General features: G+C 60.1%; 21 protein-coding genes. 11 read left to right on the forward strand and 10 right to left on the reverse strand.

The window, feature by feature from the left end; all coding sequences use genetic code 11:
• Positions 1-60 precede the first annotated feature (60 nt).
• Positions 61-1,173, reverse strand: coding sequence for an enoyl-CoA hydratase/isomerase family protein (locus C8K63_RS11530; protein ID WP_108216815.1), 1,113 nt, complete (start codon positions 1,171-1,173; stop codon positions 61-63).
• 133 nt (positions 1,174-1,306) lie between these two features.
• On the opposite strand from C8K63_RS11530, the gene ung reads away from it, so the two are divergent.
• Positions 1,307-1,999 (forward strand): uracil-DNA glycosylase, encoded by a 693-nt coding sequence (gene ung / locus C8K63_RS11535; RefSeq protein ID WP_108216816.1) that lies wholly within the window; start codon positions 1,307-1,309, stop codon positions 1,997-1,999.
• Between the two features lie 122 nt (positions 2,000-2,121).
• Here ung and C8K63_RS11540 read toward each other — a convergent pair whose 3' ends face one another.
• Genes C8K63_RS11540 through C8K63_RS11560 form a run of 5 tightly spaced genes read right to left on the reverse strand, consistent with a single transcriptional unit; the run spans position 2,122 to position 7,489 of the window.
• Entirely contained in the window at positions 2,122-3,156 is a 1,035-nt protein-coding gene (locus C8K63_RS11540) for an AbrB family transcriptional regulator (protein WP_108216817.1), read from the reverse strand.
• On the reverse strand, positions 3,149-4,663 hold the full coding sequence (locus tag C8K63_RS11545) for a tripartite tricarboxylate transporter permease (protein ID WP_108216818.1): 1,515 nt from the start codon (positions 4,661-4,663) through the stop codon (positions 3,149-3,151). The genes C8K63_RS11540 and C8K63_RS11545 overlap by 8 nt, the downstream gene beginning before the upstream one ends.
• Before the next feature lies 1 nt (position 4,664).
• Positions 4,665-5,123: a tripartite tricarboxylate transporter TctB family protein gene (locus C8K63_RS11550; RefSeq protein WP_108216819.1), complete on the reverse strand. Its 459-nt coding sequence runs from the start codon at positions 5,121-5,123 to the stop codon at positions 4,665-4,667.
• Positions 5,124-5,182: 59 nt separating this feature from the next.
• A complete protein-coding gene (locus tag C8K63_RS11555) occupies positions 5,183-6,160 on the reverse strand; it encodes a tripartite tricarboxylate transporter substrate binding protein (protein ID WP_108216820.1) in 978 nt (325 codons plus the stop codon).
• Positions 6,161-6,199: 39 nt separating this feature from the next.
• On the reverse strand, positions 6,200-7,489 hold the full coding sequence (locus C8K63_RS11560; RefSeq protein ID WP_108216821.1) for an OprD family porin: 1,290 nt from the start codon (positions 7,487-7,489) through the stop codon (positions 6,200-6,202).
• 238 nt (positions 7,490-7,727) lie between these two features.
• On the opposite strand from C8K63_RS11560, the gene C8K63_RS11565 reads away from it, so the two are divergent.
• Together C8K63_RS11565 and C8K63_RS11570 are read left to right on the forward strand one after the other, a co-directional pair.
• Positions 7,728-8,399 (forward strand): response regulator, encoded by a 672-nt coding sequence (locus C8K63_RS11565; protein WP_007979804.1) that lies wholly within the window; start codon positions 7,728-7,730, stop codon positions 8,397-8,399.
• A complete protein-coding gene (locus C8K63_RS11570) occupies positions 8,392-9,780 on the forward strand; it encodes a sensor histidine kinase (RefSeq protein ID WP_108216822.1) in 1,389 nt (462 codons plus the stop codon). The genes C8K63_RS11565 and C8K63_RS11570 overlap by 8 nt, the downstream gene beginning before the upstream one ends.
• A 43-nt stretch (positions 9,781-9,823) precedes the next feature.
• On the opposite strand, the gene C8K63_RS11575 is transcribed toward C8K63_RS11570, so the two are convergent.
• Positions 9,824-10,645, reverse strand: coding sequence for an HDOD domain-containing protein (locus C8K63_RS11575; RefSeq protein WP_108216823.1), 822 nt, complete (start codon positions 10,643-10,645; stop codon positions 9,824-9,826).
• 34 nt (positions 10,646-10,679) lie between these two features.
• On the reverse strand, positions 10,680-11,621 hold the full coding sequence (locus tag C8K63_RS11580) for a folate-binding protein YgfZ (protein WP_108216824.1): 942 nt from the start codon (positions 11,619-11,621) through the stop codon (positions 10,680-10,682).
• Between the two features lie 149 nt (positions 11,622-11,770).
• Between C8K63_RS11580 and C8K63_RS11585 the strand changes: the two genes are divergently transcribed.
• Both C8K63_RS11585 and C8K63_RS11590 read left to right on the forward strand, forming a co-directional pair.
• Positions 11,771-12,025, forward strand: coding sequence for a succinate dehydrogenase assembly factor 2 (locus C8K63_RS11585; protein WP_108216825.1), 255 nt, complete (start codon positions 11,771-11,773; stop codon positions 12,023-12,025).
• Positions 12,009-12,461 (forward strand): protein YgfX, encoded by a 453-nt coding sequence (locus C8K63_RS11590; RefSeq protein ID WP_108216826.1) that lies wholly within the window; start codon positions 12,009-12,011, stop codon positions 12,459-12,461. The genes C8K63_RS11585 and C8K63_RS11590 overlap by 17 nt, the downstream gene beginning before the upstream one ends.
• Here the strand turns inward: C8K63_RS11590 and nadB are convergent.
• Positions 12,430-14,046, reverse strand: a complete 1,617-nt coding sequence (gene nadB, locus C8K63_RS11595; protein WP_108216827.1) for an L-aspartate oxidase — start codon at positions 14,044-14,046, stop codon at positions 12,430-12,432. The two genes, C8K63_RS11590 and nadB, sit on opposite strands and share 32 nt — an antisense overlap.
• 553 nt (positions 14,047-14,599) lie before the next feature.
• Between nadB and rpoE the strand changes: the two genes are divergently transcribed.
• From rpoE to C8K63_RS11615, 4 genes are all read left to right on the forward strand, one after another.
• On the forward strand, positions 14,600-15,181 hold the full coding sequence (gene rpoE / locus C8K63_RS11600; protein ID WP_003172477.1) for an RNA polymerase sigma factor RpoE: 582 nt from the start codon (positions 14,600-14,602) through the stop codon (positions 15,179-15,181).
• A 31-nt stretch (positions 15,182-15,212) separates the two neighbouring features.
• Complete coding sequence (locus C8K63_RS11605; protein ID WP_108216828.1) at positions 15,213-15,800, forward strand: sigma-E factor negative regulatory protein; 588 nt, start codon at positions 15,213-15,215, stop codon at positions 15,798-15,800.
• Positions 15,801-15,808: 8 nt separating this feature from the next.
• Positions 15,809-16,768: a MucB/RseB C-terminal domain-containing protein gene (locus C8K63_RS11610; RefSeq protein ID WP_108216829.1), complete on the forward strand. Its 960-nt coding sequence runs from the start codon at positions 15,809-15,811 to the stop codon at positions 16,766-16,768.
• Positions 16,769-16,946: 178 nt separating this feature from the next.
• Positions 16,947-18,371 (forward strand): DegQ family serine endoprotease, encoded by a 1,425-nt coding sequence (locus C8K63_RS11615; protein ID WP_108216830.1) that lies wholly within the window; start codon positions 16,947-16,949, stop codon positions 18,369-18,371.
• 78 nt (positions 18,372-18,449) lie between these two features.
• On the opposite strand, the gene C8K63_RS11620 is transcribed toward C8K63_RS11615, so the two are convergent.
• Complete coding sequence (locus C8K63_RS11620; protein ID WP_108216831.1) at positions 18,450-19,883, reverse strand: M48 family metalloprotease; 1,434 nt, start codon at positions 19,881-19,883, stop codon at positions 18,450-18,452.
• A 98-nt stretch (positions 19,884-19,981) separates the two neighbouring features.
• Here C8K63_RS11620 and C8K63_RS11625 point away from each other — a divergent pair, with 98 nt between their 5' ends.
• The gene (locus C8K63_RS11625; protein WP_108216832.1) at positions 19,982-20,221 is read left to right on the forward strand and encodes a sulfurtransferase TusA family protein; all 240 of its coding nucleotides are present in this window, start codon (positions 19,982-19,984) and stop codon (positions 20,219-20,221) included.
• Between the two features lie 31 nt (positions 20,222-20,252).
• Positions 20,253-21,323: an AI-2E family transporter gene (locus C8K63_RS11630; RefSeq protein WP_108216833.1), complete on the forward strand. Its 1,071-nt coding sequence runs from the start codon at positions 20,253-20,255 to the stop codon at positions 21,321-21,323.
• Positions 21,324-21,326 lie beyond the last annotated feature (3 nt).

Below are 21,326 nucleotides of genomic sequence, written 5' to 3' on the forward strand. Positions count from 1 at the left end.
ACTGAATACAAAACCTGTGGGAGCGAGCCTGCTCGCTCCCACATTTTTTATACCCGGATTTCAGTACTCGGATAAATCCGCCAACGGATGCCGACCTTCCCACGCCTTGTGAAAATGCGCCTCTACCACCGCGTTCGGCACGTTGTTGATGTCCGGCCAGTGCCAGTGCGGCTTCTGATCCTTGTCGATCAACCGGGCACGTACGCCTTCGCTGAATTCCGGATGACGACAGCAGTTGAGGCTCAGGGTGTATTCCATCTGAAAGACTTCGGCCAGCGACAGGTGCCGGGCACGGATGATCTGCTCCCACACCAGATGAGCGGTCAGCGGTGCGCCTTCGCTCAGGGTTCTGGCCGCGCGGTTCAGCAACAGATCCCTGTGATCGCGCAAGGCGCTGATGGCCTTCCAGGCGCAACGCACGTCGCTGACATCCAGCAGTTCGTCGATCTGCTGACGGCGCGGCAGCCACTGGGCTTCGGGCATCTGCGCCACGGCTTCCTGTTGCAGGGCCTTGAGCAGGCTGTTGAGCTGCATCGGTGTCTGTTCCTGCCAGTTCAATTGCAGCAGACCTTCGATCAACTTCGGCTGCTGCTCATCGAGCAGGAAACGATCCGCCAGGTCCAGGTCGATGGCATCGCGGCCGTTCATGTGCGCACCGGTCAGGCCCAGGAACAACCCGAGCTTGCCGGGCAGGCGCGACAGAAACCAACTGGCACCAACGTCCGGGTACAGGCCGATGCTGATTTCCGGCATGGCCAACCGGCTGCTCGGCGTGACAATACGGATGCCTGCCCCTTGCAACAGTCCCATGCCGCCGCCGAGCACATAGCCATGGCCCCAACAGATCAACGGCTTGGGGTAGGTGTGCAGTTTGAAGTCCAGGCGATACTCCGCCGCAAAAAACTGCGCAGCCAGTGGCGGTACTTCACCCGGATGGACGCGACAGGCTTGCACCAGGCTGCGCACTTCACCGCCGGCGCAAAAAGCCTTGGCGCCATTGCCGCGCAACAGGACGCAGACGATCTGCGAGTCCTTGGCCCAGGCCTCCATGCGGTCGCGCAGGGCGTTGATCATCGGCAGGGACAGGGCGTTGAGGGAATTTTCGGCATCCAGACTGGCGATGCCGATGCGGGCGCCGTCCGTGCCGGTGAGTTCTTCGAAGTGCAGATTCATCGTGACCTCGATCGGGAATTTGAAGGTTAAGTATGATCGCTGTATGGGAAAGTGCCGGAACTGCGTCAGATCAATTGACAAGTGTGGTGAGCTTTCCTAGGGTTCGCCCCAATTGTTTTTGCCGGATGTAACCATGACTGCTGACGACCGTATCAAACTCGAACCGGGCTGGAAGGAGGCACTGCGTGCCGAGTTCGACCAGCCCTACATGGCAGAATTGCGAAACTTCCTGCAACAGGAGCGGGCGGCCGGCAAGGAGATCTATCCGCCGGGGCCGATGATCTTCAATGCGCTCAATTCCACGCCGCTGGACAAGGTCAAGGTAGTGATCCTCGGCCAGGATCCTTATCACGGCCCGGGCCAGGCCCATGGTTTGTGCTTTTCGGTGCAACCCGGCGTGCCGGCGCCGCCGTCGCTGGTGAACATCTACAAAGAGCTCAAGCGCGACCTGAACATCGACATCCCCAACCATGGCTACCTGCAGAGCTGGGCCGATCAGGGCGTGCTGATGCTCAACACCACCATGACCGTCGAGCGCGCCAACGCCAATGCGCACAAGGACAAGGGCTGGCAGATTTTTACCGATCGAATCATTGAAGTGGTCAGCCAGCAGCAACCGCACCTGGTGTTCATGCTGTGGGGCGCCCATGCCCAGAGCAAGCAGAAGCTGATCGATGCCACCAAGCATCTGGTGCTGACCTCGGTGCACCCGTCACCGCTGTCGGCCTATCGCGGCTTCCTCGGTTGCGGGCACTTCAGCCGGACCAACAAGTTTCTGGAACAGAACGGCGAGACGCCTATCGAGTGGCGGTTGCCGCCGGGTTGATGGGTTGACCTGACTGGCCCCATCGCGAGCAATCGAGCGTCGACCGGCTGCTCCCACAGGTTTTGTGAGCACCGCAAATCCAATGTAGGAGTGAGCCTGCTCGCGATGAAGTCGACTCGGTCTTACTCCGGATTCCGGTTCCAATACTTGAACAACGGCTCCGCCAGAAACAACACAAACAACAGCCGCATCACCTGCATCGCCGTCACCAGCGGCACCGACAGCTGCAGGGTTTCCGCCGTCAGGCTCATCTCGGCAATACCGCCCGGCATCATGCCCAAGGTCAGGGAACGCAGGTCCAGATGGGTCAGCGCACTCAAACCCAAGGCCGCTGCAGTTGCAATCAGCATGGTCAACGCCGTGCCAATCAAGGTGCGGCCCATGAACGATGGCGCACGCCGGAAAAACTGCCGGTTGAAGTGACAGCCCAGACCGCTGCCGATCAACCATTGGCCGATCTGGCTACCGCCGTTGGGCAAACCGATGTGCAGATCCCCGCCGATGCTGACTGCCGCACTGACCAGCAATGGCCCGAACAGCCAGGGGTTGGGTTGACGCAGGCGCTCCCAGATCCAGGCGGCCAATGCACCGACGGGAAACAACACCGCCAACCAGCGCCAATCGATGCTGCCAACATGGGAAATCGGCGCACCGTCGCCCAACAGATACTTGAAGGCAGCCGGTACGCACAACACCACCACCAACACCCGCAAACTCTGCCCCGCCGCCACACGGCTGAGCACCGCACCATTGCGGGCGCCGAGGTTGACCATCTCCCCGGAACCACCTGGCATGCTGGAAAAGAACGCCGTGGCGCGATCTTCACCGGTGCGGCGCATCAGCCACACGCCGACCACTGCAGACAGGCTGGTGACCAACGCACCGAAGAAGATCAGACCGAAATGACTCAGCACCTGCTCCATCACCAACGGGGTGAAGTGCAGGCCGATACCGATACCGACGATCCACTGGCCGCACTTGCGACCGCCAGGGATTTCGGCCAATTGCCAGGGTGTCAGGCAGCGCACGAGGATGATCGCCAGCAACGAGCCGACCATCCACGGCAAAGGCCAGCCGACCTGGCTGGCGAGGTAACCGCCAAGCAGGCCGACCAGCGGGGTTCCCCACCAGCTTCTGAAGGGGGGCCGATCAGACATCGGCGATAGCGCGCTGCGTGGCCGAACGTTTGCGCCAGATGCGCAGGATCGGCATCAACAGCATGATCGCCGTCAGTACCCAGACACCGAAGGTGATCGGGCTCGACCAGAGGATTTCCAGCGCACCGTTGGAAATCGACAGGGCGCGGCGCAGGTTCTGTTCCATCAGGCCGCCGAGGATGAAGCCCAGCAGCAGCGGCGACAACGGGAAGTCCAGCTTGCGCAGGATGTAGCCGAAGATGCCGATGCCGATCATCAGGAACAGGTCGAAGGTGGTGGCGTGCACCGCGTAGACACCGATCCCGGTAATGATCGCAATCACCGGCACCAGTGCCCAGTTCGGCACCGCGAGGATGCGGGTGAACACGCGGATCATCGGGATGTTGAGGATCACCAGCATCACGTTGGCGACGAACAACGAAGCGATCAGGCCCCAGACGATGTCGGGTTGTTCCTGGAACAGCAACGGGCCCGGGGTGATGTTGTACAGCGACAGGGCGCCGATCATCACGGCCGTGGTGCCGGAGCCTGGAACACCGAGGGTCAGCATCGGCACCAGCGCACCGCAAGCCGCGCCACCGATGGCGGTTTCCGGGGCGGCGAGGCCGCGCTTGTCACCTTGACCGAATTTACCGCTGGCACCGGCGATGCGTTTTTCGGTCATGTAGGCCACGGCACTGGCCAGGGTCGCGCCGGCACCCGGCAACACGCCCATGATGAAGCCCAGTACGCCGCAACGAATGTTCACCGTGAACACCGACGCCGCTTCCTTGAAGTTGAACATCATGCGCCCGGTGGCTTTCACTGCTTCCTGGCCGTGATGGGTTTTTTCCAGCAGCAGAAGGATTTCGCTGATGGAGAACAGGCCGAGCACCAGCACGACGAACTGGATGCCGTCGGTCAGGTGGATGTTGTCCCCGGTGAAGCGATACACACCGCTGTTGGCGTCGATGCCGACGGTCGACAGGAACAGGCCGATCAGCGCCGCGATGAACGTTTTCAACGGGCGGTCACCGGCCATGCCGCCGAGGCAGACAATCGCAAACACCATCAGTACGAAGTATTCCGCCGGCCCGAAGGCAATCGCCCATTTCGCCAGCAGCGGGGCGAACAGCACCATGCCGCAAGTCGCGATGAAGGCACCGATGAACGAGCTCCATGCCGACAGCGACAGCGCGACACCGGCCAGGCCCTGGCGAGCCATCGGGTAGCCATCGAGGGTAGTCATCACGGTAGACGCTTCGCCCGGAATGTTCAGCAGGATCGAGCTGATCCGGCCACCGTATTCACAACCCAGATACACGGCTGCCAGCAGGATCAGTGCCGACTCCGGTGGCAAGCCGAGGGCGAATGCGATCGGGATCAACAGTGCGACGCCGTTGATCGGCCCCAGGCCCGGTAACAGGCCGACCACAGTGCCGATCAGGGTGCCGCACAGTGCGGTCACCAGGTTGTACGGGCTCAGCGCGACGCCGAAGCCCTGACCCAAATAGCCAAGAGTATCCATATCAGTTCTCCAGAACGTCGAGCAGGCCGAGGGGCAGCGGTACGTCCATCACGCGGTCGAACAGCAGATAGAGACCGACGGCCATCAGGCTGATGATCACGATGCTGGGTACCCAGCGACCGCCATACAGACGGGCCATGGGCACGCCGATCAGGATGCTGGCGACGATGAAACCCAGCGGTTCGAAGGTGCCGGCGAACACCAGTAACAGCACCACGCAGATGCCGATCTTGGTCAGGGTTTCGCGATCCAGCGGCGGCTCGTCATCGCTGTGCTTGATCGGTGCAGGACGAAATACCATGTACAACAGTGCCGAGCCCATCAGGCCGAGCATCAACAACGGGAAGGCCCGCGGTCCCACCGGTTCGTAGGAGAAAGCCGCTTGATACGGCCACGCCATCAGTGCCAGGCCGATACAGGCCAGCAATAGTACCGAGGCGAAAATGCGTTGTAAGAGCATGGGGAACTCCTGGGCTGCGGCCCCGCCAAAACGGAGCCGCAACCGCTAGACAGAGACGATCACTGGATCAGGCCGAACTCTTTGGCCAGCACTTTGTAGTCCGCAACCTGCTTCTTCACGTAGGTGTCCAGTTCCGGGCCGGTCATGGCGAACGGGAAGAGCTCGCGCTGATCACGCAATTTGGCGAAGTCTTCGGAAGCCAGCAATTTGTCGAAGGCCGCTTTCCACCAGGCGTAGTCTTCGTCGCTGACTTTTGGCCCGAGGTAGAAGCCGCGCACCACCGGCCAGACGATGTCGTAGCCTTGCTCACGCGCTGTCGGGATGTCCTTCATTTCCGGCTCGTCCAGACGCTTGTCGGAGAACACTGCCAACAATCGCATGTCACCGCTCTGGATGTGCGGCATGGAGTCGGAGATGTCGGTGCTGCCGACCTGGATGTGCCCACCGAGCAGGGCGGTGGCGATTTCACCGCCGCCTTCGAGGGCGACGTAACGCAGGTCACGCGGGTTGATCCCGGCAGCCTTGGCGATCAGCGCGGTCTGCATCCAGTCCTGGCTGCCGACGGTGCCGCCGGAACCGATCACCACTTTGCTCGGATCTTTCTTCAGTGCCTGGACCAGATCGTCCAGAGTCTTGTAAGGCGAATCGCTTTTAACCGCGATGGCGCCATAGCTGGTGCCAACGGCGGCCAGCCAGCGCACGTTGCTTTCATCGAAACGACCGAACTTGCCTTGCGCCAGGTTCAGCAGCGAACCACTGGACCAGGCCACCAGGGTGCCGGCATCGGCCGGACGCTGGGCGACCACCGCGTTGTACGCCACGGCGCCGACACCGCCGGGCATGTAGGTCACGCGCATCGGTTTGGTCAGCAGTTTTTCGTTGACCAGCGCGCTTTGCGCCAGTTTGCAGGTCAGGTCGAAACCACCGCCGGGCGAGGCCGGGGCGATGCATTCCGGGCGTTTGGGTTCGGCGAGCGCCTGGCCGGTGAGCAGCAGGACGCTGGCGGCGAGGGCTAGTTTACGCATTGACAGGTTCATTCAAGTCTCCTTGGGAGTTGTTGTTATTGACGTACTGAATTACCAAAGGGCAACGCTATAGCTCACCAGCAGACGCACTTCATCGGCATCGCGAGCGGAGTAGTTGGAACGGTAGGTGGCATTGCGCAGGCGCACGGCGACATCCTTGAGCGCGCCGCTTTGTACAACATATTTAATTTCGCTGTCGCGTTCCCACTCTTTGCCTTCGTCACCGTTCTTGAGCTTGATGTTGTCACCGCTCACGTAACGGCTCATGAAGGTCAGGCCGGGGACGCCGAGAGTGACGAAGTCGAAGTCATAACGCGCTTGCCAGGAGCGCTCCTGGGCGCCGGCAAAGTCGTTGATCTGCACGAAGTTCACCAGGTACGGGTCGCTGCCATCCACATAGGGGAACGCGCTGTCGCCGGACATGTGCTGGTAGCCCGCGCTGAACTTGTGCCCGCTCAAGGCGTAACTCACCAGGCCATTGAGGGACTTGTTGTCGATCGGGCCGCCACGGGCCTCGCCCTGGTCATCACTGATGGCAAATCGCAGGTCGCTGGCAAAGGTGCCAGGGCCGAACGGCTGCGAAGCAACCAGCCCGAGATAGTGCTGGTTGTAGACTTCATCGAGTTGCGCGAAGTGGTAGCTGCCGGTGATCTTGTCGGTGAGCTTGTAGTCCACGCCGCCAAAGTCGAAGTGCTTGCCGGCCACGGTGCCAGCGAAACGACCGTTCTTGTTGTTGAGGGCAATGTCCTCGAAGTCGGTGCTGTCGCGATCCTTGGCCTTGTCCAGACGCCCGCCGGTGAAGGTCAGGTTCTTGATCTCTTTGGAGGTCAGCATGCCGCCTTCAAAGGTCTGCGGCAGGATGCGTCCGTCGTTGGGCTTGAGGATCGGCAGTTCCGGAATCAGGGTGCCGATTTTCAGCTCGCTGGCGGAGATTTTCACTTTACCGGTCAGGCCGAGTTTGGAGTATTCGTCCACGGCTCGCCCATCGTCGGTCGGCAGCAGGCCGGTACCGGTACGGTCCGGGCTCGAATCGAGCTTGACCCCCAACATGCCCAGCGCATCGACACCGAACCCCACGGTGCCGTCGGTGTAGCCTGATTTAAGATTGAGCATGAAACCCTGGGCCCACTCGTCACGCTTGGACTGTTGGGCACTGGTGCCGTCGCGATAATCGCGATTGAAGTACATGTTGCGGGTTTCGAAAGTGGCCGAGCTGTCGTCGAAGAATGCGGCCTGGCTCAACGGTGAAAAACCGGCAAGGGCGGCAGCGCTGGCAAGCGCAGTGTGGCTGAAACGGGAGAGGCGGGCAGGCGCGATAGCCTGGGTCTGCAGGGACTGCATGGATGACTTACTCCGTTTATTGTTCTTATTTGTCGAAAACGCTTCGAGGCGTTTTTCGTATCGCTGTGTGGCTGCAGCGACGGCAGTCGAAACTGTCCGTGGTCCGACTCTAACGGGCTAACCTTTCGCTAACCTTTCAGAAGACTTTCACGATTTTTCGGGCTTCACAGCGACGGATGCCGCTGTAAACTCCGCGCCAAAGAATGGCGTCGACCATCCCTGAACGAGGTAAAGATCCATGCGTGTCCTGCTCGTCGAAGACCATCTGCAGCTCGCCGAAAGTGTCGCCCAGGCGCTCAAGAGCACCGGGCTGACCGTGGACGTTCTGCACGATGGCGTGGCAGCCGACCTGGCGCTGGGCAGCGAGGAATACGCCATGGCGATCCTCGACGTCGGCTTGCCGCGCATGGATGGTTTCGAAGTGCTGGCGCGTTTGCGGGCGCGGGGCAAGAACCTGCCGGTGTTGATGCTGACCGCCCGCAGCGACGTCAAGGACCGGGTCCATGGCCTGAACCTCGGCGCCGACGACTACCTGGCCAAGCCGTTCGAACTGACCGAGCTCGAAGCCCGGGTCAAAGCCTTGTTGCGCCGCAGCGTGCTGGGCGGTGAACGCATTCAGCGTTGCGGTGTGCTGGCCTATGACCTGGAAACCCGGCGCTTCACCCTCGGCGAAGAATTGCTGACCCTGACTTCCCGCGAGCAAGCCGTACTCGAAGCCCTGATCGCACGCCCCGGTCGGGTGATGAGCAAGGAGCAACTGGCGTCGCAAGTGTTCGGTCTCGATGAAGAGGCCAGCCCCGATGCGATCGAAATCTACGTGCACCGGCTGCGCAAGAAACTCGATGGCCAGCCGGTTGCCATCGTGACCTTCCGCGGCCTCGGTTACTTGCTGGAAAGCCGCGATGCATAAGCCCAGCAGCCTGCGCTGGAGGTTGTTGTGGAACCTGGCGCTGTTGCTGGTGGTGTTGATGCTGGCCAGTGGATTGAGCGCCTACTGGAACGGTCGTGAAGCGGCCGACACGGCCTATGACCGGACTTTGCTCGCCTCGGCGCGGACCATCGCCGCAGGCCTGTCCGAGCACGATGGGAGCCTCAGCCTCGACGTGCCTTATGTCGCCCTCGATACCTTCGCCTACGACAGCGCCGGGCGGATTTTCTACCTGGTCAACGACATCAATCAGAAGCTGATTTCCGGTTACGAAAACCTGCCCGCGCCGCCGCCGGGAACGCCGCGCACCGATGACTATCCAGCGCTGGCACGTTTCTACAACGCCCAGTACCGCGGGCAGAACGTGCGCGTGGTGAGCCTGCTCAAGCCCGTGAGCGAGCCGAACATGAACGGCATGGCGGAAATCCGCGTGGCGGAAACCGATGAGGCGCGGGTGAGCATGGCCCGCAGTCTGGCGACAGATACGTTGCTGCGCCTGGGCATGCTGGCGGGTGGGGCCTTGATGTTGGTGTGGTTCGCGGTGAGTGCCGCGTTGCGCCCGCTGGAGCGCTTGCGCACGGCCGTGGAGGAGCGTCAGCCGGACGATCTGCGGCCCTTGCCATTGGTGGAAGTGCAGCGCGAATTGTGGCCGCTGGTGCGCGCCCTCAATCACTTTACCGAGCGCTTGCGCGGGCAGTTCGAGAAGCAGGCGCAATTCATCGCCGATGCCGCCCACGAACTGCGCACGCCGCTGGCGGCGCTCAAGGCACGACTGGAACTGGGCATGCGCTCAGTCGAGCCCGAAACCTGGCGCAGCACGCTGGAAACCGCCGCCCAAGGCACTGATCGCTTGACCCATCTGGCCAATCAGTTGCTTTCCATGGCGCGGGTCGAAAATGGCGCCCGGGCGATTGCCGAGGGCGGTGCGCAGTTACTCGACCTCAGTCAGTTGGCTCGGGACCTGGGCATGGCCATGGCGCCGCTGGCCCACAAGCGCGGCATCGCGCTGGCGCTGGAAGCGGATGAACCCGTCTGGTTGCGGGGCGAGCCGACATTATTGAACGAACTGCTGAGCAATCTGGTGGATAACGCACTGGCTCACACGCCACCGGGTGGCAACGTGATATTGCGCGTCTCGGCGCCCGCAGTGCTGGAAGTCGAAGATGATGGCCCCGGCATTCCTCTTGAGGAACGCGATCGGGTATTCGAGCGGTTTTACCGACGCAACCAGCAAGTGGCCGGTTCAGGGTTGGGGTTGGCGATTGTCGGTGAGATCTGCCGCGCGCATCTGGCGCAAATCAGCCTGCATGATGGTGAGCACGCAGGGTTGAAGGTGCGGGTGAGTTTTATCTCCGGGGAGTAACACAACATCTGTGGCGAGGGGGCAAGCCCCCTCGCCACAATGATCAGTAAAACATCGTGCGTGTTTCTTCCAGGTCGGCGCATATCGCCTTGTCGTCAAAGTCGATTCCAAGTGCCTTGTAGGCCGGTACATTCAATGCATCGGCACGGGCGAGCGGGTGATCGGTGTCCTGCAGGCAATACAGGCTGGCCACCTGCACCAGATCCACATAATCGACCTGCGCAGACTGGCGTTTGAAGTTCAGGTACAGCTGCGGCACTTGCACCAGCATGTCGGGAAATTCCCAGACCCTGAGCAGTTTTTCGCCGATCAGCGGATGAATCTGGTCGATCACATGGTTGAGGCTGACCGGGTCGGACAGCAGCTCATAGTGATCTTCGGCGTAGGTCAGGATCGGCAGCACGCCGATCTGATGCACCAGCCCGCCAAGGGCTGCCTGATCGGGCTTGAGTCGGGTATGGCGGCGGCACAAGGCGTAGCTGACGCCGGCGATTTCCAGGCTTTTACGCCAGACATCGCGCATCTTCTGTTCAACCACGTCGGAGCGGGCATGGAAAATCTGCTCCATGACCAGGCCGATCGCCAGATTGCAGCTGTAGTTGATGCCCAGGCGGGTGATCGCGGTATGCAGATCGGTCACTTCCTGGGTCGCGCGCAACAGTGGGCTGTTGACCACTTTGATCAGGCGTGCCGACAGCGCGGTATCGCGGCCGATCACTTTGCTCAGGGTACTGACGCTGACTTCCGGGTTTTCTGCGGCCTTGCGAATCTGCAGGGCCACTTCCGGTAACGTTGGCAGAACCAGGTCATCGTTATTGATGGCCTCAACCAAATCCTTTTGGACCTTTTCCGCCAGTTCGCTCATTTAGTCTCTCTAGGTGTTGCGCCAAATGCTGCCGTTATTGCTGGATTTCGCGATCGCGGTCCAGTTCATAAGGCAGGTCGAGCAGCTGCAGGGACGGCCCTTCGAGCTCGCCCAGGTGGATGTCTCCACTGTCTGCTGCTTCGGCTTGCAACACAGCCAGGAGCTCAATGTTCTGCCCGGCGTGGGCAGCCAGCACCACTTCGCCAATGGAACTGCCATGGGTCGGGGAAAACAGCGCGGTACCCGGTTCAGGCCGTTCGCTGGCCGTCAGTTGCAGGTGATACAAACGGCGCTTGAGTTTGCCCAGGTATTGCATGCGCGCGACGATTTCCTGCCCGGTGTAGCAACCTTTCTTGAAACTCACGCCACCGACCGCTTGCAGGTTGAGCATCTGCGGGATGAACAACTCGCGGGTGCCGGGCATGACCTGGCCGATCCCTGCGCGGACCTGGCCCAGCAGCCATTGATTGAGGTCGCCTTCGCTCAGCACCGCCGATAGCTTGCCTTTGACCGCATCGGCTTGACCGGCGGCAACCCAAAACTCGGCGCGTTGCGGCGAGACACGGATGGCAATCAGCCCATCGTTGCGCACGACGCTGTCGGTTTCTGCCGGCAGGTCCAGACCGAGGCTGACCAGTGCAGCGTCGCCATGGTCAACGCCGAAGCGAACCCAGGCGGCACTTTCATCGGTCAGTTTCGACTTGGAAAACACCGCGTATTTTTTCAGGTCCGTCAATTGCGGTTCGAGCAATTCGGTGGCCATGGCCAGGACTACGCCGTCACTCTCGAGCAGGATGCGGAAACTCGATTGCATCCGGCCTTTCTGGGTGCAGCGCGCACCGAGGCTGGCCCGGGAATCGCTCAGGTAGTTGAGATTGCAGGTCAGTTGGCCTTGCAGGAATTTGCTGGCGTCCGCGCCGCGGACCGCGAGAACACCTTCATGAGAAAGCGTGCAGAAAAAAGCAGAATCGGCCATGGGTCATCGCAGGGTAAAGAGTCTGGCGGACATCATAAGGGGGCGCCTTCGAAATGGGTAGTTCACAAAGGATCACCGGTGCCCGACCAAAGCCGACTGTTCGACGGAGCGCGGGCCTGTATACTTGCGGCCTATTTGAGGAGCGCTCCATGGTCGAAGATGTTGAACTGAACCGCCTCTACTGGCACAGCCGCCGCGGCATGCTTGAGCTTGACGTGCTGCTGGTGCCGTTTGTGAAAGAGGTTTACCAGCACCTCAACGAGGTTGATCGCGCCTGCTACGTCAGGTTGCTCGAATGCGAAGATCAGGACATGTTCGGTTGGTTCATGGAACGCAACGAATCCGAAGATCCTGAGCTGCAACGCATGGTTCGCATGATCCTGGATCGTGTCCAGCCCAAGTAATTCGTTCGAATGCCGCTGGCATGCCTCTCGGCAGTTGCTGGCGGCGTATCTTCTGGCCCAGCTGCTCGCGTTGGGTTCGTTGTTTTTACTGTCGATTCCGCTCTGGGCCAGCTCGCTTGGCGTTGTGCTGTGCGTGGCTCACGGAGTCTGGCTGTTGCCCCGGCAAATCTTGTTGACGCACCCGCAGGCCTTTTGCGGCTTGCGGCGCGATGCCGATGGCTGGCAGTTGTGGAGTCGGGCCAAGGGTTGGCAGCCCGTGCAGCTAAGGCCGGACAGCCTGGCGCTGCCGTTGGTGGTGGTACTGCGTTTTCGACTACGTGGTGAGCGCCGGGTCCGGGCTATTTGCGTGCCCCGGGATGCGCAGGCGGCGGATGTGCACCGACGCCTGCGGGTCCGGCTCAAATTCAGCCGACGTAGGTGGGCGGCACCAGAATAGTGTCCAGCGCGACCGGCAACAGGTTCGGGTAGTCGAGGGTGTAATGCAGGCCACGGCTTTCCTTGCGCTCCATGGCTGACAGAATCATCAGCTCGGCCACTTGAGCCAGGTTGCGCAGCTCGATCAAATCCCGGCTGACCTTGTAGTTACTGTAGAACTCGTCGATTTCATCCAGCAGCAATTGCACGCGGTGTTGCGCCCGTTGCAGGCGCTTGTTGGTGCGCACGATGCCGACGTAGTCCCACATGAATCGCCGCAGCTCATCCCAGTTGTGCGCAATGATCACGTCTTCATCGGAATCGGTGACCTGGCTCGCATCCCAGGCGGGAAGGGGGGCTGGCATCGGAATCCGGGGCAGCTGTTCGAGAATGTCTGCGGCCGCCGAGCGGGCATAAACGAAACATTCCAGCAGCGAGTTGCTGGCCATGCGGTTGGCGCCGTGCAGGCCGGTGAAACTGGTTTCGCCAATGGCGTACAGACCCGGCACGTCGGTGCGGCCCTGTTGATCGACCATCACACCACCGCAGGTGTAGTGCGCAGCCGGGACCACCGGAATCGGTTGCCTGGTGATGTCGATGGAAAATTCCAGGCAGCGTTCGTACACCGTCGGGAAGTGCGTCTTGATGAAAGCTTCGGGCTTGTGGCTGATGTCCAGATAGACGCAATCGACGCCCAGGCGCTTCATTTCATGGTCGATGGCCCGGGCGACGATGTCCCGTGGTGCCAATTCGGCCCGTGGATCGAAGCGCTGCATGAAGCGCTCACCGTTGGGCAGCTTCAGGTGGGCGCCTTCGCCTCGCAGGGCTTCGGTGATCAGGAAGCTCTTGGCTTGCGGGTGATACAGGCAAGTGGGGTGGAACTGATTGAACTCCAGGTTCGCCACCCGGCAGCCCGAGCGCCAGGCCATGGCGATACCATCGCCGCAGGCGCCGTCGGGGTTACTGGTGTACAGGTAAACCTTGGCCGCACCACCGGAGGCGAGGATCACAAAGCGGGCGCCGTAGGTGTCGACTTCGCCGGTGCCGCGATTGAGCACATAAGCACCGAGGCAGCGATCACCTTCCAGGCCCAGGCGTTTCTCCGTGATCAGGTCAACCGCCACCCGCTGTTCCAGCAGTTCGATGTTCGGCCGTTTCCTGGCCTGGTCGAGCAGGGTTGTGAAAATGGCTGCACCCGTGGCATCGGCGGCGTGGATGATGCGCCGATGGCTGTGGCCGCCCTCGCGGGTCAGGTGGAACTCGAAGCCGCCATCTTCGTTGCCCGACTGTTCATCGCGGGTAAAGGGCACGCCCTGGTCGATCAGCCACTGAATGGCTTCCTTGCTGTGCTCGACGGTAAAGCGCACAGCGTCCTCATGGCACAGGCCGCCACCGGCATTGAGCGTGTCATCGACATGGGATTCAACGGTATCGGTATCATCCAGAACGGCCGCAACGCCGCCTTGGGCCCAGAACGTCGAGCCATTGGCGAGGTTGCCCTTGCTCAGTACGGCAATGCGCAAATGACCGGGCAAGGTCAGCGCAAGGCTCAAGCCGGCAGCACCGCTGCCAATTACCAGAACATCGTGTTGAAACTGTTGGCTCATTTCAGGATTCCGCTCAAAGCGACCCGGGTCGGGGGTTGGCACAGCTGGACTGGCGAGTCAAAGCAGCCGCACTGCCCTCTAGTATATAGAGGGGGGGAGCGGCACAATACCCGAGCTGGCATGGCATTGTGAAACTACTGTGACGCAAAACATCGGTCGCTTCGTCGGATGTTTTTCTGCCCGTTGGGCGCGAGAATGACTGTATCGCCGATTTAACCGTCTTTTTCCCTTCACGGTTGCACAATGTCAGGTCGGCGCGGCTATAAATATTTGGAACTTTTGCCAAAGGGCCAAGATCAATAGACGGTTGTCTGAAACAAGGGACAGTGTCGGCTTCAGTGCGAGATTGCAGTGCGATCCTTGCCGAAGAGTCCGATGACAAGATTATCCGCGCGGCCGGGTCAACTCGTGCTGCGCTTTTCGTGCGTGCCAAATCAGAGCCCGCAGGAAACTTGCCTGGAGGGGGAGAACTTTTGCGAAAAGCCCGAGTCTATGTTTGCAAGTCTGGTGATTTACTTCTGCAAGCCTCCTCCGAGCTCATCGAGGAGTGTTCATGCTAACCCAGGAAGAGGATCAGCAACTGGTCGAGCGCGTTCAGCGCGGCGACAAGCGTGCTTTCGATCTGCTAGTGCTGAAATACCAGCACAAAATTCTCGGGTTGATCGTGCGTTTCGTGCACGACACCCATGAAGCCCAGGATGTGGCACAAGAAGCCTTTATCAAGGCGTACCGTGCACTTGGAAATTTTCGCGGAGACAGCGCGTTTTATACGTGGCTTTACCGCATCGCCATCAACACGGCGAAAAATTATCTGGTTTCACGCGGCCGTCGGCCGCCGGATAGCGATGTCAGTTCCGAGGATGCAGAGTTCTACGATGGCGATCATGGCCTCAAGGATCTCGAGTCGCCAGAGCGGGCTTTGCTGCGGGATGAGATTGAAGGCACCGTCCATCGAACCATTCAGCAACTGCCGGAAGATTTACGTACGGCTTTAACTTTACGTGAATTTGATGGTCTGAGTTACGAGGACATTGCGAGCGTCATGCAATGTCCGGTAGGCACCGTGCGCTCCCGGATCTTCCGCGCCCGGGAGGCCATCGACAAAGCCCTGCAGCCGTTGTTGCAGGAAAACTAAAGACAGCGGCGACAGCCAAGAGAGGAACGCCATGAGTCGTGAAGCCCTGCAGGAATCGCTGTCCGCAGTGATGGATAACGAAGCGGACGAATTGGAATTGCGTCGGGTATTGAACGCCTGCGACGATGTTGAAACCCGTGAAACCTGGGCTCGTTATCAGATCGCTCGGGCAGTGATGCACAAGGATCTGCTGCTTCCACGTCTGGACATCGCGGCGGCTGTTTCTGCTGCCCTGGCCGACGAAGCCGTACCGGCAAAGCCTTCCCGTGGTCCATGGCGTAGCCTGGGTCGTCTGGCGGTCGCAGCTTCCGTGACCCTGGCGGTGCTGGCCGGTGTGCGTCTGTACAACCAGGATGAGATCGCCGGTGTCGAACTGGCCCAGCAATCCAGCCAACCCGCACTGGCCGCTCCTCAAGTAAAAGGCCCTGCTGTTCTGGCAGGCTACAATGAGAGTTCGGAAGCTACTGGCCCCATGGCCAGCGGTGTATTGCAAGGTCAGCCAGGCTGGCACGATCAGCGTCTGCCAGGCTATTTGCGCCAGCATGCTCAACAGGCTGCACTGAAAGGCACTGAGAGCGCTCTGCCGTACGCTCGTGCCGCAAGTCTGGAAAACCGTTAAGGAGGACCATGCGCGCCATACCTCTACTTTCGCTTCTGCTCAGCGGCTGGTTCATCGTTCCAGCCCAAGCCGATGATGCCCAGGACTGGTTGACCCGCCTGGGCCAGGCAGAGCAACAGCAAAGCTTTCAGGGTACTTTCGTCTACGAGCGTAACGGTAGTTTTTCTACCCATAACATCTGGCACCGTGTCCAGGATGGAAAAGTCCGTGAGCGATTGATCCAGCTCGACGGCTCCGCTCAAGAAGTCGTTCGCATTGATGGGCAAACTCAATGCGTAAGCGGCACACTGATAGCAGGGCTTGGGGACTCCCCGAACTCCGCCGCCCGTGCACTCGATCCTCAAAAGCTCAAGAATTGGTATGACCTCGCTGTTGTCGGCAAGTCGCGTGTCGCCGGGCGTTCCGCGGTGATCGTATCGCTGACACCCCGCGATCAACACCGCTACGGTTTTGAACTGCATCTGGATAAAGAAACCGGCCTGCCTCTGAAGTCTTTGTTATTGGACGACAAGGGACGGTTGTTGGAGCGCTTCCAGTTTACGCGACTGGATACCGCTGACGCTCCTTCCGAAAAAGACCTGCAGGCCAGCAATGATTGCAAGCCCGTCAATCTCGAAAGTGACAAGGCTTCTGCCGTCAAGTCTGCTCAGGTCTGGCGCTCCGACTGGTTGCCGCCCGGCTTCGAGCTGACCAGCAGCACCGCTCGCAAGGATCCGGAGACCAAAACCCAGGTCAATAGCCTGATGTATGACGATGGTCTGACGCGCTTTTCGGTATTCCTCGAGCCGCTGAATGGCGCAACAGTCACCGATACCCGCACTCAGTTGGGGCCGACCGTTGCGGTTTCCCGGCGCTTGACCACGGCACAGGGTGAGATGATGGTAACCGTCGTCGGTGAAATACCAGTCGGTACCGCTGAGCGGATAGCGCTTTCGATGCGTACCGACGCCGCTGCGACCAAGCAGTGAGCTGAATTCGAAATGTTTCGTGAGCATTTCAATTTGCTAAAATCCCGTAAATTTCATATAGGTCAGAGTCCCTCGGCTCTGGCCTTGTTTGTTGTTCCCGGAACAAAAATACCGGCGTATTGTTCCCGGTGTTTCTTGCTCCATATCGCTTAACCATGCTCGTCGTAACGGGAGCCGTATGTCGATACCACGCTTGAAGTCCTACCTTTCCATTATTGCCACCGTACTGGTGCTTGGTCAGGCGGTCACCGCCCAAGCGGTCGAATTGCCTGACTTTACGCAACTGGTCGAACAGGCCTCGCCTGCGGTCGTGAACATCAGTACCACGCAAAAGCTGCCGGATCGCCAAGTCAGCCAGCAAATGCCCGACCTCGAAGGCTTGCCGCCTATGCTGCGCGAATTCTTCGAGCGAGGCATGCCGCCGCAATCGCGTTCACCTCGCGACCGTCAGCGCGAGGCAACTTCCCTGGGGTCGGGTTTCATCATCTCTACTGATGGCTATATCCTGACCAACAACCACGTGATCGCCGATGCTGACGAAATCCTCGTCCGCCTGGCTGATCGCAGCGAAATGAAAGCCAAGCTGATCGGTACCGATCCACGTTCCGACGTGGCGCTGCTGAAAATCGAAGGCAAGGACCTGCCGGTGCTGAAGCTCGGTAAATCCCAGGACCTGAAGGCTGGCCAATGGGTTGTCGCGATTGGTTCGCCATTCGGCTTTGACCACACGGTGACCCAGGGCATCGTCAGTGCCGTCGGTCGCAGCCTGCCGAACGAAAACTATGTACCGTTCATCCAGACCGACGTACCGATCAACCCGGGTAACTCGGGCGGCCCGCTGTTCAACCTGAACGGTGAGGTGGTCGGGATCAACTCGCAGATCTACACCCGCTCCGGTGGCTTCATGGGTGTGTCGTTTGCGATCCCGATCGACGTGGCCATGGATGTTTCCAATCAGCTGAAATCCGGTGGAAAAGTCAGCCGAGGCTGGCTGGGTGTCGTGATTCAGGAAGTCAGCAAGGACCTGGCCGAGTCGTTCGGTCTGGAGAAGCCGGCGGGTGCGCTGGTTGCTCAGATTCAGGATGATGGCCCGGCTGCCAAAGGTGGCCTGCAAGTCGGCGACGTGATCCTGAGCATGAACGGTCAGCCAATCGTCATGTCGGCCGACCTGCCGCATCTCGTTGGTGCGTTGAAGGCTGGCGCAAAAGCCAATCTGGAAGTGATTCGTGACGGCAAGCGCAAGAAAGTCGAGCTGACCGTCGGTGCAATTCCGGAAGAAGCTAAAGAGCTGGATGCCGAGCCAAAATCCAGCATCGAGCGCAGTAGCAATCGCCTCGGTGTTTCTGTGGTCGAGTTGACTGACGACCAGAAGAAAACCTATGACCTCAAAGGCGGTGTGATGATCAAGGAAGTGCAGGACGGTCCTGCCGCCATGATCGGCTTGCAGCCGGGTGATGTGATCACCCACCTGAACAACCAGGCCATCGGTTCCACCAAGGAGTTCGCAGACATCGCCAAGGCGCTGCCAAAGAACCGTTCGGTGTCGATGCGGGTACTGCGTCAGGGGCGAGCGAGCTTCATCACCTTCAAGCTGGCTGAGTAATCCGGTAGCCCGCTGAATAAAAAACCGCCTCATAAGGGGCGGTTTTTTTATGTCCGGACTTTTTGTCTCCGGGGGGTGTCAGCCCATCATGTCCTTGATCATGCGCTCTTGTTCCATCAGCTCACGTTGCCGTGCGTCGATCCGCGAAGACAGCGGGAAGTTCGTGCCGGCCTTGCGTTTGGCGAAGTCCAGTTGCTGAATGGCCTGTTTATAGTCCCCGACCAGTGCAAAGTATTCGGCGCGAGCCTGATGCAAGCCGATGATATTGCCCGACAGGCCGCGTGTCTCGGCAACCTGATACCACACGTCCGGATCATCCGGGCGGGACTTGAGCAGGCCTTCGAGGGCTTTCTCCGCATCCGCAGTACGGTTCTGCTTGAGCAGCAGGTCGACTCGAATCTGGTTCAGCGGGTAGTTGCCAGCGTATTGGCCCATCAACCGGTCAACCCGGGACTGGGCATCGGGCAGGCGATTGTTGGTGATGTCCAGATCCACCTGAGCTAGGTTGTAGATGATTTCGTTGGGTGCCTTGGCCAGCAACTGCTTGAGGTTTTCCCGTGCTTCGTTCAGTTGGCCGCCCTTGATCTGGGCGATCGCCAGGCCGTAGCGTGCTACGTCGTTTTTCGGGTTCTCGTCGAGCTGGGCGCGGAAGCGCTTGGCGCCAAGTCCCGGGGTTTCTTCATAGATCAGTTGAACGCGTGCGCGGATCAGTTGGTAGCGCATGCTGTCTTCGATACCTCCCTTTGGAAACTGTTCGGCGCGGTTGCGGGTGTCGGCGATACGCGATTCGGTGACCGGGTGAGTCAGCAGAAATTCCGGTGGCTTGGCATCGTAGCGGTACTGACGCCCCAGGCGCTCGAACATGCTGGGCATCGAGCGGGGATCGTAACCGGCCTTTTCCAGATTGAGGATGCCGATACGGTCGGCTTCCTGCTCGTTCTGACGGGAGAATCGCCGCTGTTCCTGGATGGCTGCGGCCTGTGTGCCGGCAATGGCTGCAATCCCGGCGTTACCGCCACCTGCGGCTGCAACCACGATGCCGGCCAGCAATGCAGCCATCATCGGTACTTGCATGCGTTGTTGCGCTTCGACGCCCCGGGCAAAGTGGCGTTGCGACAAGTGAGCCAGTTCGTGCGCCAGTACCGAAGCGTATTCGCCTTCGGTCTGGGCGTAGAGGAACAGGCCACCGTTGACCCCGACGATCCCGCCGGGTGCCGCAAAGGCGTTGAGCTGCGGGCTGTTGATCAGGATGAACTCCAGGCGCCGGTCAGTGACCTGGCTGGTCTCCACCAGTCGGTAGACGCTGGATTCCACGTAATTCTTGAGTTGCGGATCGTTGAGCTGTGAAACCTGACTGCGCAACATGGCCAGCCAGGCGCGGCCGAGCTGGTATTCCTGTTGCGGTGAGACAATGGCAGAACTGGCGTCGCCGAGTGACGGCAGGTCGTCGGCGAAGCCCGGTGAGGCGAGCAGGCAAGCGAGCGTCAGCAGGGTAGGGCGCAAAAATGTCATGCACAAAGCCTTAGTCGACAAAGACCTTACTGTAGCCGGACACCGGCGTTGCGACCAGATATTCTAGGCAGCCCAACTGCCTGACCCGGAGTGATGCAATGACCGACGCTGTAGAGCATGACGTTGAACTGGACGCCAGCGGCCTGAATTGCCCGTTGCCGTTGCTCAAGGCCAAGATGGAACTCAACCGGCTGGCCAGTGGTGCGGTGCTCAAGGTCATCGCCACCGATGCAGGTTCGCAACGTGACTTTCGCACCTTTGCCCGATTGGCCGGTCATACCCTGCTTCGTGAAGAAGAAGAGGCGGGTGTTTACCGCTACTGGTTGAAAAAAGCCTGAATTCGGCTGCGTTTGCTCCTAAGGATTATTGATGTTCAAAGTGTTACGCGACTGGATTCAGCGCTATTTCTCCGATGAAGAAGCGGTGGTGCTGGCTGTCCTGCTGTTTCTGGCATTCACCGTCGTACTGACCTTGGGCGGTATGCTGGCGCCGGTACTCGCCGGGATGGTGCTGGCGTACCTGATGCAGGGGCTGGTGGTGGCCCTCGAGCGCCTGCGCGTGCCGGGTTGGGCCGCGGTGGGGCTGGTCTTTGCGTTGTTCATGGGGCTGTTGCTGGTATTCATCGTGGTTGTCGTGCCGTTGTTGTGGCACCAACTGATCACGTTGTTCAACGAGTTGCCCGGCATGCTTGCCAAGTGGCAGTCGCTGTTGCTGCTGCTGCCAGAGCGTTATCCGCACCTGGTATCCGATGAACAAGTGTTGCGGGCCATCGAAGTGGCGCGGGGCGAGATCGGCAAATTTGGTCAGTGGGCACTGACGTTCTCGCTGTCGAGCCTGCCACTGCTTGTGAACATCATGATCTACCTGGTGCTGGTGCCGATTCTGGTGTTCTTCTTTCTCAAGGATCGGGCCATGATCGGCCAGTGGGTCCGTGGTTACCTGCCCCGTGAGCGGGCGTTGATCACCCGGGTCGCCCATGACATGAACCGGCAGATTGCCAACTACATTCGCGGCAAGGTCATCGAAATCTTCATTTGCGGTGGCGTGACCTACATCGCCTTTGTTGTTCTTGAGCTCAATTACGCGGCGCTGCTGGCACTGCTGGTGGGGATCTCGGTGGTGGTGCCTTATGTCGGTGCCGTGGTGGTGACTGTTCCCGTGTTTCTGATTGCGCTGTTCCAGTGGGGCTGGAGCGATCAGTTCATTTACTTGATGGCGGTCTACGGGATCATCCAGACGCTGGATGGCAACGTGCTGGTGCCATTGCTGTTTTCGGAGGCGGTCAACCTGCACCCGGTGGCGATCATCTGCGCTGTGCTGCTGTTTGGCGGGTTGTGGGGCTTCTGGGGGGTGTTCTTTGCGATTCCCCTGGCGACGCTGTTCAAGGCGGTGCTGGATGCGTGGCCGCGCAAGGAGCCGGTGGTGGCGCCTCTGCTTTAAATC

Origin of the sequence: Pseudomonas sp. GV085 (assembly GCF_003050925.1) — a bacterium.
GTDB lineage: Bacteria > Pseudomonadota > Gammaproteobacteria > Pseudomonadales > Pseudomonadaceae > Aquipseudomonas.

Excerpts from the sequence above, each read along its gene's own strand:
- C8K63_RS11530 (WP_108216815.1), bottom strand. The coding sequence starts at position 1,173 with ATGAATCTGCACTTCGAAGAACTCACCGGCACGGACGGCGCCCGCATC.
- ung (WP_108216816.1), top strand. The coding sequence starts at position 1,307 with ATGACTGCTGACGACCGTATCAAACTCGAACCGGGCTGGAAGGAGGCA.
- C8K63_RS11540 (WP_108216817.1), bottom strand. The coding sequence starts at position 3,156 with ATGTCTGATCGGCCCCCCTTCAGAAGCTGGTGGGGAACCCCGCTGGTC.
- C8K63_RS11545 (WP_108216818.1), bottom strand. The coding sequence starts at position 4,663 with ATGGATACTCTTGGCTATTTGGGTCAGGGCTTCGGCGTCGCGCTGAGC.
- C8K63_RS11550 (WP_108216819.1), bottom strand. The coding sequence starts at position 5,123 with ATGCTCTTACAACGCATTTTCGCCTCGGTACTATTGCTGGCCTGTATC.
- C8K63_RS11555 (WP_108216820.1), bottom strand. The coding sequence starts at position 6,160 with ATGAACCTGTCAATGCGTAAACTAGCCCTCGCCGCCAGCGTCCTGCTG.
- C8K63_RS11560 (WP_108216821.1), bottom strand. The coding sequence starts at position 7,489 with ATGCAGTCCCTGCAGACCCAGGCTATCGCGCCTGCCCGCCTCTCCCGT.
- C8K63_RS11565 (WP_007979804.1), top strand. The coding sequence starts at position 7,728 with ATGCGTGTCCTGCTCGTCGAAGACCATCTGCAGCTCGCCGAAAGTGTC.
- C8K63_RS11570 (WP_108216822.1), top strand. The coding sequence starts at position 8,392 with ATGCATAAGCCCAGCAGCCTGCGCTGGAGGTTGTTGTGGAACCTGGCG.
- C8K63_RS11575 (WP_108216823.1), bottom strand. The coding sequence starts at position 10,645 with ATGAGCGAACTGGCGGAAAAGGTCCAAAAGGATTTGGTTGAGGCCATC.
- C8K63_RS11580 (WP_108216824.1), bottom strand. The coding sequence starts at position 11,621 with ATGGCCGATTCTGCTTTTTTCTGCACGCTTTCTCATGAAGGTGTTCTC.
- C8K63_RS11585 (WP_108216825.1), top strand. The coding sequence starts at position 11,771 with ATGGTCGAAGATGTTGAACTGAACCGCCTCTACTGGCACAGCCGCCGC.
- nadB (WP_108216827.1), bottom strand. The coding sequence starts at position 14,046 with ATGAGCCAACAGTTTCAACACGATGTTCTGGTAATTGGCAGCGGTGCT.
- rpoE (WP_003172477.1), top strand. The coding sequence starts at position 14,600 with ATGCTAACCCAGGAAGAGGATCAGCAACTGGTCGAGCGCGTTCAGCGC.
- C8K63_RS11605 (WP_108216828.1), top strand. The coding sequence starts at position 15,213 with ATGAGTCGTGAAGCCCTGCAGGAATCGCTGTCCGCAGTGATGGATAAC.
- C8K63_RS11610 (WP_108216829.1), top strand. The coding sequence starts at position 15,809 with ATGCGCGCCATACCTCTACTTTCGCTTCTGCTCAGCGGCTGGTTCATC.
- C8K63_RS11615 (WP_108216830.1), top strand. The coding sequence starts at position 16,947 with ATGTCGATACCACGCTTGAAGTCCTACCTTTCCATTATTGCCACCGTA.
- C8K63_RS11620 (WP_108216831.1), bottom strand. The coding sequence starts at position 19,883 with ATGACATTTTTGCGCCCTACCCTGCTGACGCTCGCTTGCCTGCTCGCC.
- C8K63_RS11625 (WP_108216832.1), top strand. The coding sequence starts at position 19,982 with ATGACCGACGCTGTAGAGCATGACGTTGAACTGGACGCCAGCGGCCTG.
- C8K63_RS11630 (WP_108216833.1), top strand. The coding sequence starts at position 20,253 with ATGTTCAAAGTGTTACGCGACTGGATTCAGCGCTATTTCTCCGATGAA.